The organism is Halomicrobium mukohataei DSM 12286 (assembly GCF_000023965.1).
GTDB lineage: Archaea > Halobacteriota > Halobacteria > Halobacteriales > Haloarculaceae > Halomicrobium > Halomicrobium mukohataei.
On the sequence record NC_013201.1, the window covers coordinates 33,244 to 44,549 of the forward strand.

Genomic DNA, 11,306 nt, shown 5'->3' on the forward strand with positions numbered 1-11,306 from the left:
ATCCCACAAGGGTCCGTCTGAAACCACTTCGAGCGGACTTTGGGCCACCCCGGAAAGTCAGGCTTCAATCCCACAAGGGTCCGTCTGAAACCGATACGTCCGGGACGCCCGTGACGACCACCACTGCGCTTCAATCCCACAAGGGTCCGTCTGAAACGGAGGAGCGGATGGACATGAGCGACACGACGATCCGGCTTCAATCCCACAAGGGTCCGTCTGAAACGAGCATCTCTCCAATCAGCGGTCATCAACCGCGAGCTTCAATCCCACAAGGGTCCGTCTGAAACAGTATCTGTCTACGCGATACCGCACCGTCAGAGTGGCTTCAATCCCACAAGGGTCCGTCTGAAACTACGACCTTCCCACTGAGGGTCTTGAGCTAACGATTGCTTCAATCCCACAAGGGTCCGTCTGAAACGCGACGTGCTTACCTCTGACGCCAATATTGACCTTGCTTCAATCCCACAAGGGTCCGTCTGAAACTTCATCAAGAGGCACACAAGCATGGTGCGTCCAAAGCTTCAATCCCACAAGGGTCCGTCTGAAACCTGGCCTACCCGAGTCGGTTCCCCGCAGCACTCGCAGCTTCAATCCCACAAGGGTCCGTCTGAAACACGATCGTCACCGACACCCTCGGGGCCGGCGGCGCGCTTCAATCCCACAAGGGTCCGTCTGAAACGAAACGACCGAGACGCAAAGCGAGTTCACACAACTCGCTTCAATCCCACAAGGGTCCGTCTGAAACTTAGATGATCAGGTAGCCTGCTACCAGTGCAGCTGCGCTTCAATCCCACAAGGGTCCGTCTGAAACGAGACCCAGCTTTGCCTTCCAGGTGATCAGCTCGTAGCTTCAATCCCACAAGGGTCCGTCTGAAACTCGAAGCGCTCGGTCGCGACGGAGACCAGCGACCAGCTGGCTTCAATCCCACAAGGGTCCGTCTGAAACTGACGACCACACACACGAGGCCGTGCGTGTGCTTGTAGCTTCAATCCCACAAGGGTCCGTCTGAAACCCACGTCCCGGTGACACGCAGCTCGGTGAGATCGCGCTTCAATCCCACAAGGGTCCGTCTGAAACCATGGAGTCTTCAACATTTCATGGGCTGGGCTTGGCCGCTTCAATCCCACAAGGGTCCGTCTGAAACCGCAACCCGACGATCGAGGACGGGCCGTCCCTGGAGCTTCAATCCCACAAGGGTCCGTCTGAAACGCGTCGGACTGCGTCGATAGTGTTCGTGCTCATGTTGCTTCAATCCCACAAGGGTCCGTCTGAAACCAGACTTCTACTGGAAGGCGAAAACTGAGAAGGCAGCTTCAATCCCACAAGGGTCCGTCTGAAACTACGCTCGACGACCTCCGTCGTGCGCTCCAGAAGTCAGCTTCAATCCCACAAGGGTCCGTCTGAAACGCGCTGCGGACGTGGTGTCAGAGGGGTTACCAGTAACTGCTTCAATCCCACAAGGGTCCGTCTGAAACACTCCGGGTACACTGGTGGCGATGCTCTACTCGCCGCTTCAATCCCACAAGGGTCCGTCTGAAACACACGTTTCTTTTTTTCAGGAGCCATCACTCACTCGCTTCAATCCCACAAGGGTCCGTCTGAAACCATGGTCGATTTGACCACGTATACACTGCTACTTGCCGTTTGCACTTCATCGTTTCCGTCGACCCTCGATACCCCTCGAACCCCCCGGGGGTCGATGGAAACGCGAACTTCCTCGGTCAGTACGCAGGCGAGACACCACCGACGTGGCGAGAAGTCGGCGACAGAGGGGTCTCTTCGACCGTCTCGCTCTTATGTAGAACTGCGGAAAGCCCCGATAGCGAGGCAGTCAATCATTGACTCGGTGGGTTCCCCAGCTAGAGTGAGTAACCGAACGATGCCGAAGGTGTGAGCGGCCTGCTCCAAGCCCTGCTTGGACAGGCCGCGGAACTTCCGCAGCCACGGCTGGACGAGCGAAAACAGCACTCAGCCTGGTTAATATGGACGCCGTCGAGCGATACATACCGCTCTTTGTGCACGACTGTCCGATGGTCACGCTCCATCTCTCGATAGGCTTGGAGTCCATCAGTCCAGACCTCTCCCAGCGGCTGGGAGAGGTCTTCAGCCTCCTGAATGACTGGTTCAAGATCACCGCTGTAGTCGATACCACGTTGACCGCGGATCACGCGAAGCGAGTCGCGGCACGCCGCGACGAGCGTCAGCTGATCACCGTGGCGTCCCCACCAGCGTGGTCGGCCAGTCTGGGACGAGCCGCCGCGAGAACGGCTGTTCCGCGGCGGCTCTTGGCCTTTATACCCGGGAAAGACCTCACCAGATTCGTCGGCTTGCGTCGGTCCGTCAATGGTCTGGTCGAGCAGTTCCCAAACCACGGGAAGCCGCGCTGAACCGCGGCTTCCACCTCTCGAATCGCTGTGTGAACCGTTTTGTAGGCCCGCCCGAACAACGGCGCGATCTGGTTGATGCTGAGCAACGTATCGGCATAGAGTGTAAACGCGAGAAGTACCTCGCCGCAGGTGAGATGCTTCTCGTGAAACGGAGTTTCGTAGGTGTAGACTGGCTTGAAGTTGCAGTCTCGGCACCACACGCGGTCGAGATGGGGCCACGTTTGGATGGCAGTGTGCCCGCACCGTGGACAGGACATATTTTTTCCAGAACTCCTTGAGTCGCTGCTCGATGCGGGCATCGAGCGGCTCCGTGTCGAACTCGACGACGCCCAGCTCGATCAGCTCTCGAAACATCCCGCCGAACGCCGGCTGAGCAGAAGATATACTCCCCAATTATGGCTGGCTCAGTGTAACTATACGGCCTTTCCGTAGCTCTACATAAGAGCGACGCACACAGCCACTATCCGGGCCGATGTCACGGAAGGCCATCTGTTAGGTCGACGAGGTCCTCGTCGGTCTGCCAGCGATACAGCCGTCCCTCCTGCTCGAACAGATCGAAGACACCGTCCTGCATCCAGCCGAAGAGATGCTTCTCGTCCTCGTACTCCCGTTTGAGGACGTGGCTTTTCGCGAAGAACTCGGTCGTGCCGACGAGCAACCCTTGTTCGACGAGGAAGTCGCTCAGTTCCTCTCGGCGACGCCGACAAGGTAGGTCACGATATCACCAATCAGGCAGAACTTCTGGATGTTATCGTCCCACTCGGCGCGGATGTCGACCATCCGGAAGGCGTAGGCGGTCCTGTCGGCGGTTGAGTCGGTCGATCACGAGGTTCAACCGGCGGGGCTCCCGGTCGTGGTTCCCCAGCACGAAGTACGAGAACGCCCCTCGCCCGAATACGGGATAAGCACGTATTCAGCCGGTAGTGTGGCGCCACACTAGGCTTTTCAGGGTCGGTCACTTACTCGGAGATATGAGCAGCGACAGAATCGACGCCGAAAGCAAGGTATCTGGAAATCAGGCAAACATCCCCGCCCGGATTCGACGTGAACTCGATATCGACGACGGTGATCAGCTCCGCTGGCAGCTTGAAAGTGATGGGAGTATCCGGGTCGAAGTCATCCAACAGCAGACGGGCACGTTCACCGATTTCGACGGCTACGCTGGTGAAAATGCAACCGATGTGACCAACGATCACGACGCCTGGGGCGTCAACGTCGAGTAAATGCCCCGCGCACTCATCGATACGTCAGTCCTGTTTGCAGCCGCGTACAAGCGAGATAATTCACACGACGGCGCACTTCCAGTGCTCCAGGGCATCGATACTGGAACGCTTCCTGAGGCAGTCGTCCTCGACTACGTTCTCGCCGAAACGCTGAACGGCCTCACGACACACGCCGGCCACGACGCAGCGGTCGATCTCCTTGATCGCATCGAAGAAAACGCCCGCTTCCACATCGACACACTCACCATCGATGCCCTCGCGACAGGAAAGTCCCTCTTTCGCCAACACGAACCCCTCTCCTTCGTCGATGCCTGTATTGTCGCGTATATGCAAACCGAGGGTCTCGGCTACCTGTATGCGTTTGATGACGATTTTGACGCTGTCGAGGACGTCTATCGGCTCGAAACAGCGACGAATCCCTACGATCCAAACTGACACAAACAGACGACACGATTGGGGTAACGAAGTGCAGTCTCAGGAAAGTCACACCCCGTAGTCAGCCACCAGCTCCTGGAACACGTCCCACTCCGGAAGCCGATCGTCGTCGATCTCGCCGTGCGTGTCGAGGTAGCGGAGCAAGGAGGCGATATAGTAACAATTGAAACGATTTACACACCGATCGCACTGCTGTCGTGCGATCGGGTGTGCATTGATTTTCAATGGCTACTATAGAAGGACTCAGGTAGATACTGGTCGATCGCCGCAGAGTCCACACAAACGAAGCAAGCTGATCAGGAGACGGCGATGCGCGTCACGCGTGACGCGCTCGCCGTCGATACACCGATTTGGATGCTCGGAGACAGCGCCTACGACATCCGTTCCTTGCACTGTGTCTCCGAGTCGTCATTGCAATCACCAATTTTGAGCGAGGCGACGACCCTGTCTGTGAGAAGCTCAATCTATGAGATGGTTTCTATGACAGGCTCGGTAAAATCAGAACTACTGCTACCTGGGACGGTAAAAACAGCTCACTCTGGTCGCGTTGATGATTCGGTGGACAGATTCAAATACCCCTCCAGGCCTTCTTTCAGGTATGGGACACAATCTCGTCGACGGGCGTTCTGCTCCCGGTTCGGGAGATTCTGTGCGGATTCGCGTCTTGCAGGACGAGGAAGGCAATCTCGCAGTTGACCGCCCGTATCGGGATTTGCCTCTCGAATTGAGTGCTGGTGACGAAATCCCCTTCCCTGAAGAACCGGGTACGTACGAAGTTCAGGGTATGGTCAGCCAAGTGATGTTGGCGGATCGTGACGGTGCGGATTACTTGTTCCTCGAAGACTACCACGTCGAAAAGGTGGCGGACAGACTGGTTGAGCTGCCCCGAGAGGATGATACTCCCGAGTGGGAGGAAACCGATACCTCGGATGCAAATGTCGACGTAGATGTTGATTCCGTGTTGTCGGAGGAGACGATCGTCGAGGAAGCTGACTCCCGTTCGACAGTCGGGGAAGCTGAGTCGCTATCGGAGAGTTTGAACGAACTCCTCTTGGGAAAGAAGTAGACTACTCGTCTTCGTCAACACTGTCGTTGTTTTCGGATCGATCTCTGCCCAGTTCTAACGCTGACGGTGTACTGGCCTCTTCTGACTGCTTCCCCAGCTCAAGCAACGATGGACCGACGCAAGTCGTCGAATCTGGGATGGCCTGTTCGGGCTACAAAGGCCAAGAGCCGCCGTGGAACAGCCGTTCCCGCGGCGGCTCGTCCCAGACTGGCGATCACGCTGGCGGGGACGTCACGGTGATCAGCTGACGCTCGTCGCGGCGTGCCGCGACTCGCTTCGCGTGATTCGCGGCTAACGTGGTATCGACTACAGCGGTGATCTTGAACCAGTCATTCAGGAGGCTGAAGACCTCTCCCAGCTGCTGGGAGAGGTCTGGACTGATAGACTCCAAGCCTATCGAGAAATGGACTTTGACCACCGAACAGTCGTGCATAAGGAAAGATATGTTTCGCCCGACGGCGTCCCGTCGAAGGCGACGATCACGATCAAGGAGATCAACGACAACCGCTACTACTACTGGCAGTGGCGCGACGGCGAGCAGATCCGTTCCCAGTACGAAGGTCCCGTTGATCCGGCGTAGTCGTCGCCCGAGGCGACAGTGGCTGGGACGGGTGCAACACACCCCGTGTGCGAAGTGATTCTCGGGTCGTATCCGGAACACCACCCCCCGTGTGCGAGATGAATCGCGCCGGAAGCGGGACCGACACCGTGTGCGAAGTGAAGCGCTGTTCCGTGCTGGGTTCGCGCCGGAGCCGTGTCGCCGCCGCCAGTGAGTGGTACACACCCACCCCGTGTGCGAAGTGACTTGGGCGCACTCCGTCTGCGAAATGATCGATCGCGAGGTCGGCAACACACCGTCTGCGAGATGACCACCCCGTGTGCGAGATGAAACTGTCAGCGTGAGCGAGAGACAGCGACCGGCGTGTGCGAGCCGGATCGGAGGATCCCAGAGTCCGCGCGGCCTCACCCCTCGAAGAAGTCCTCGATCTGAGCGTTGACGACGGACTGGATCAGTGACTCGTCCTGCTCGACCTCTTCGAGTCGGATGTCCGAGCGCAGCGTTTCGGCGACGACCTCTGGATCGTCGACGAACGTGTACTCTTTGTGGACGCCGCTGCCGTAGCCACGGCCCCGTTTCTCCGAGGTGACGAAGTTGTAGGTCTCGGCCTCGCCCATGTACCGGAGGTAGGAGTCTCGAGACTTCTCGTCCGTGTCCAGAAGCTCCGTGAGATACTGATAGACGCGGTAGGCGACCGTACTCGGGACGGCGTTGAGGTTGCGGTTCGAGTAGACCGGGACGATCGCCGTCGCGTACAGCGAGAGCTTCTTCTGGGAGGAGAGGCCCTGCATCTGGGTCAGCGTCCGGTCGCGTTCGGCCTCTTCCTGTGCGTCGCGAACGTGCTGTTCGTGGACCGTGTCGTCGCCGGCACGGTCCGCGATCTCGCCTGCCGTCCGGAACAGGTCGATCGCTTTCCGCGCGTCGCCGTGATCCTGTGCCGCGAAGGCAGCACTGAGCGGGATGATCCCGTCTTCGAGGACTCCCTCCTGGAACGCGTCGCGTCGGCGTTCCAGGATCGCCTGCAGCTGGTTGGCGTCGTAGTCCGAAAACACCACGTCCTGAGGGTTGAACGAGCTCTCGGCACGACCGTCGAGTTCCTCCATGAAGCGCGGATCGTTCGTGAGGGCGGCGACCGAGACGTGCTGGTCGATCCGGCCCAGCTGAGAGGCCCGGGACAGCTGATACAGGAGTTTCGAGTACGCCGGTTCGTCGTTTGGATCCCGCTGGCGACCGACGAGCAGGTCGACCTCGTCGAGGATGATGATGACCGACTCGAAGTGTTCACTCAGAATGTCGTAGAAACGGTTGAGCTTCTGGCTCGTGGAGACCCCGCTCTGTGGGACGCCGACCTCGACGCCCGCTTTCGCCGCGGCGTTTTCCACGAGCTGGTAGACGGCTCGATCGTGTGATTTGAGCGTCTGGCAGTTGATTTCGACGACGCCGAAGTCGATGTCCTGGCTGTTTGCCAGTTCGATCACCTGCTGGCAGACGGCGTTGATGATCAGGGACTTGCCGGTCCCAGACGGGCCGTAGAGTAGCATATTCGGCGGGCGGTTGCCCTGCAGCGCCGGCCGGAGATACGTGATGATGTCTTCGAGCTGTTCGTCGCGACCGACGATGCGGTCCTCGTCGATAACGGCGTCCGGATCGAGGAGACCCTTGTCCCTGAAAACGGAGTCCTGGACGCCCTCCTGAAGTCGTCCCTTGATAGACTGGGACAGTGACTGCTGGTCGTCGCCGTCACCCATGATACCGTGATATAATCCACATCGCAAATAAAGATTTGGAACCGCCTGCGAGATTAAATGTAGAGAATATACCGCATAGAGTCGATAATATCTGCGAAGAGATGGAGATGGGACGTACCGTGGGCAAAGTCAAATACCGACGTGTGCAGAGACGGACGAGTGTAGAGAAGGGGGTGTGTAGAGAAGGAGATGTGCAGAGAAGGAGATGAGAGGACACGGACCCCGTGTGCGAGATGAAACGAGAATCCGGAAACCACGACGACTGTGAAGATCGAGGGAACACCGTTTCAGCGGGTTCGGATTGCGTCCCGATTCGGACGACGTGCGGACCCACACACCCCGTGTGCGAAATGAAATGCAGACGAACGGAAAGGTACTGGTAGAGAGTCGAGTTCCGACGGCGGTCGGGATCCGTCGCCCCCACACCCCGTGTGCGAAGTGAATCGCCGTGGAGAACAGAATGGGGAAGTTGACCCCCACACCCCGTGTGCGAGATGAAATCGGCAAAGAAGGAGAGTCCCCTTCCAGCCGGAGTCAGTGACGGATATCGTCGCAGTGGTCGAGGAGCCGCGTTAGAGGTCTATAAAGACGTATCTAGGGATGGCTGACGATCGATAGGTTACTGCAGTCGTTTTAGATCGTCGGTATATGTTATGTGTATTTTATCTAAGCTATCTAGACTATCTAGCATATTTTCATTCTCTTTCTCAGTTCTTCTTGCAGTACGGCTTTGGTTTTTCCTTCTTAGTAATAAGTATTCCTATTGTACTAGCTTATTTTCTATTTTGGTCTTTCAGACTCTCTCTTTGCTGAAAACATCGATATTGGCTGCTTCCTGTCTCAGCTCGCCCGCTCTCCCTAGCACCCCACCCCCACTCTCTCACCGATTTCATATCGCACACGGGGTGAGGGGGTTCACCCACTCACTCACCCACTCACTCACCCACTCACTCACCCACTCACTCACCTACTTACTCGCTCACCCACTTCGAGTGCTCTAAACAGTCGACGACTACAGGTCTTCACACGCCTCCTGTAGAGCGTCCCGGAGGTACAGGATGTCGTCGTACCGCTGGGCTTTCGATTTGGACAGTGCCGTCAACAGGATCTCGTCTACGCGCGGTGGGACCGCTGCGATCTCGCTTGGCGGCGTCGGCTCACTCTCCAGGATCTGGTACATCGCCTTCGATGGATTACTGTCGAACGGTGGCTGTCCGGTGAACAGCTCGTAGAAGACCGCGCCGAGTTGATAGATGTCCGTGCTGTGATCGCTGGTCCCGTAGTCGTCGTCGAACTGCTCCGGTGCGGCGTACTGTGGCGTGAGCCCCTGTACGCTCTGGGAGTGTTCGAGCAACTGCTTCGAGAGTCCCCAGTCCGCTACTTTCGGCACGTCCCAGGCGTCTTCGACCGTCCGAAAGAGGACGTTCTCGGGCTTGAGATCGAGGTGAGCGACGCCGTGCTTGTGTGCGTGGCGAACGGCCTTCGTGACTGCGAGCGCGGTCCAGAGCTTCTGGGCCAGACTCATCTCTCCAGCCCGTTCGCCGAGGTGTCCGCCGTCCATGAACTCCATTCCGATCCACGGGACCGGGCTCGCCCCCCAGTCGACGACGCCGACGATGTGGTCGTGTCCGTCCAGCCTGTCCCACCGCTCGGCTTCGTCGAGCAACCGCTCGATCGTCTCGCCGTGAATCGTCCCCGACATCCGTGGTCTCTTGATCGCGATCGACGTGTCTTCCGTCCCGCTCGAAACCGACGCCTCCACCACGTCGGCGTTGCCTCCCTGTCCGATCGTCCGTTCCTCTTCGATCTCGTCGAGGGCGATCTCCGCTTCTGGCGCACCCGGAATGTCTGCCGGTCGCCGTTTGTCGACGTGGACCGACGCTGAGCTGTCGTCATCGTCGTCCTCTGACGTGTTTGCAGCTAGAATTGCCTCTACTCGCTCGACCGTCGCCGCTCCGAACCGCTTCGACTCGCCAGAGCGGAGCAGGTCTCGCAACGGCTCCGGATCGTGTCTGGCGACCTGGGCGAAACAGGACCCTGCGTAGTCCTCGATGGTGTCGTTCCCGTCTGCCAGTAGTGGGACGATCGACGGAAGGTAGTCGGCGACCCGTGACGGGTGTTCTTCGGATACGGTTGCGAACGTGGAGGCGGCGAACTTTCGTGTCGATCGCTTCGGATCGTCGAGTCGCGATTCGATCGCGTCCAGATGGTCGACCACCTGTCGGGGCTCTTCTTTGGCCACTTCCGTGAACACGTAGGTCGCAAGGTTTCGCGTGTTCTCGCTCTCGTCGTCGAGTCGCGGTTCGAGTGCGTCCAGATAGCCACTCACTCGCCGAGGGGAGACCTCGACGCCCTCGCTGAACGGAGTGGTCGCGAAGTTTCGCGTCGGTCGTTTGGGGTCGTCGAGCCGTGGTACGAGCGCGTCTAAGTAGTCGAGTGTCTGCCGGGGCTCTTCCTTGGAGACCTCTCCGAAGACGTAGGCCGCGAGGTTTCGCGTGTTCTCGCTCTCGTCGTCGAGTCGCGGTTCGAGGGCGTCTATATGGCCACTCACTCGCTGGGGGGCAACCTCGACGGCTTCGCCGAACGCGGTGGTCGCGAAGTTCCGCGTGTTCCCACTCGCATCGTCGAGGCGGTCTTCGAGCGCGTCCAGAGAGTCGAGAACCTGGTTCGGTTTCTCGTTAGCGACTTGCTTGAAGACGTAGGTCGCGAAGTTTCTCGTTCCTTGGCTTTCGTCATCGAGGCGATCTTCGAGCGCGTCGAGATAGTCAATCGTCAGCCGTGGATCTTCCTTGGAGACTTCCTTGAAGACGTAGGTTGCGAAGTTTCTCGTTTCCTGGCTCTGATCGTCGAGGCGGTCTTCGAGCGCGTCGAGATAGTCATACGCGAGGCGTGGCTCTTTTTTGGCGACTTCCTTGAAGACGTACGCTGCGAAGTTCCTCGTCTTCTCTCCCCGGTCGTCGAGGCAGTCTTCGAGCGCGTCGAGATAGCCGCTCGTGTGGCGTGGCTTCTCCTTTGCGACTTCCTTGAAAACGTAGGCCGCGAGGTGTCTCGTGTTCTCACTCTCGTCGTCGAGTCGTGGTTCGAGCGCGTCCAGAGAACGACTCACTGGCCGGGGGGCGACTTCGACGACTTCGCTGAACGCGGTAGTCGCGAAGTTCCGAGTGGATTGTTTGGCATCGTCGAGCCGTGGCTCGATCGCGTCCAGATAGTCGATCACCTGTCGGGGTTCTTCCCTAGAGACCTCTCCGAAGACGTAGGTCGCGAGGCTTCGCGTATTTTCGCTCTTGTCGTCGAGCCGCGGTTCGATCGCGTCCAGATGGTCGCTCACTCGACGGGGATCGACTTCGACCACTTCGCTGAACACGGAGACCGCGAAGTTTCGTGTCGATTCCTCGGCGTCGTCGAGTCGCGGTTCGACCGCGTCGAGAGAGTCGATTACCTGCCGGGGGTCCTCCTGGGCGACCTCTTTGAAGACGTAGGTCGCGAGATTTCGCGTATTTTCGCTCTCGTCGTTGAGGCGTGGTTCGATGGCGTCCAGATAGTCACTCACTCGCCGGGGGTCGACTTCGACGACCTCGCTGAACGCGAACAGCGTGAAGTTTCGCGTCTTGCTGTTCGAATCCTCGAGACGCGGTTCGAGAGTGTCGAGATAGCCCCTCACTCGCCGTGCGTCCGATTTGGCGACCTGCTTGAACACGTAGGTAGCTGTCTGGCGGTTCTTGGGCTGGTTGCTGTCGAGAAACCGACCGGCCGCGTCGAGATCTACCCGGGCCGGAGCGCCATCGGCGTCACGCCGCAGACTGTCGATCTCACGAGTCGAATCCTCGTCGGTGTCCATCGCTCCTCTCGGCGTAGGATCTCCAGTTCAAATTATCTTCCCACTAGAA

General features: G+C 58.5%; 5 protein-coding genes, 5 pseudogenes and 1 CRISPR repeat array (1 of these 11 running past the window's edge). Of the genes and pseudogenes, 5 read left to right on the plus strand and 5 right to left on the minus strand.

Annotation, left to right across the window (positions count from 1 at the left end):
* Positions 1 to 1,606: a CRISPR direct-repeat array (repeat unit 30 nt; unit sequence GCTTCAATCCCACAAGGGTCCGTCTGAAAC); it begins 1,324 nt to the left of the window's first position.
* A gap of 189 nt (positions 1,607 to 1,795) precedes the next feature.
* Both HMUK_RS15700 and HMUK_RS15705 read right to left on the minus strand, forming a co-directional pair.
* Positions 1,796 to 2,772: pseudogene (locus tag HMUK_RS15700) on the minus strand (IS1595 family transposase).
* Between the two features lie 91 nt (positions 2,773 to 2,863).
* Positions 2,864 to 3,265, minus strand: a pseudogene (locus tag HMUK_RS15705) (hypothetical protein); the annotation flags it as partial.
* Between the two features lie 94 nt (positions 3,266 to 3,359).
* Between HMUK_RS15705 and HMUK_RS15710 the strand changes: the two are divergent.
* Positions 3,360 to 3,611 (plus strand): AbrB/MazE/SpoVT family DNA-binding domain-containing protein, encoded by a 252-nt coding sequence (locus tag HMUK_RS15710; RefSeq protein ID WP_012807422.1) that lies wholly within the window; start codon positions 3,360 to 3,362, stop codon positions 3,609 to 3,611.
* Complete coding sequence (locus HMUK_RS15715; protein ID WP_012807423.1) at positions 3,612 to 4,046, plus strand: PIN domain-containing protein; 435 nt, start codon at positions 3,612 to 3,614, stop codon at positions 4,044 to 4,046.
* A 48-nt stretch (positions 4,047 to 4,094) separates the two neighbouring features.
* On the opposite strand, the pseudogene HMUK_RS17320 reads toward HMUK_RS15715, so the two are convergent.
* Positions 4,095 to 4,199: pseudogene (locus HMUK_RS17320) on the minus strand (transcriptional regulator TrmB); the annotation flags it as partial.
* Positions 4,200 to 4,307: 108 nt separating this feature from the next.
* On the opposite strand from HMUK_RS17320, the pseudogene HMUK_RS18165 reads away from it, so the two are divergent.
* The 3 genes and pseudogenes from HMUK_RS18165 to HMUK_RS16840 all read left to right on the plus strand — a co-directional run.
* A pseudogene (locus HMUK_RS18165) lies at positions 4,308 to 4,439 on the plus strand (IS5/IS1182 family transposase); the annotation flags it as partial.
* Positions 4,440 to 4,644: 205 nt separating this feature from the next.
* Complete coding sequence (locus tag HMUK_RS15720; RefSeq protein ID WP_049940908.1) at positions 4,645 to 5,112, plus strand: hypothetical protein; 468 nt, start codon at positions 4,645 to 4,647, stop codon at positions 5,110 to 5,112.
* A 107-nt stretch (positions 5,113 to 5,219) separates the two neighbouring features.
* Positions 5,220 to 5,575 (plus strand): annotated as a pseudogene (locus HMUK_RS16840) (IS1595 family transposase); the annotation flags it as partial.
* A gap of 500 nt (positions 5,576 to 6,075) precedes the next feature.
* Here HMUK_RS16840 and HMUK_RS15730 read toward each other — a convergent pair.
* Together HMUK_RS15730 and HMUK_RS15735 are read right to left on the minus strand one after the other, a co-directional pair.
* Positions 6,076 to 7,419: an orc1/cdc6 family replication initiation protein gene (locus HMUK_RS15730; protein WP_012807426.1), complete on the minus strand. Its 1,344-nt coding sequence runs from the start codon at positions 7,417 to 7,419 to the stop codon at positions 6,076 to 6,078.
* Positions 7,420 to 8,431: 1,012 nt separating this feature from the next.
* Complete coding sequence (locus HMUK_RS15735; RefSeq protein WP_012807427.1) at positions 8,432 to 11,257, minus strand: protein kinase domain-containing protein; 2,826 nt, start codon at positions 11,255 to 11,257, stop codon at positions 8,432 to 8,434.
* Positions 11,258 to 11,306: the final 49 nt, after the last annotated feature.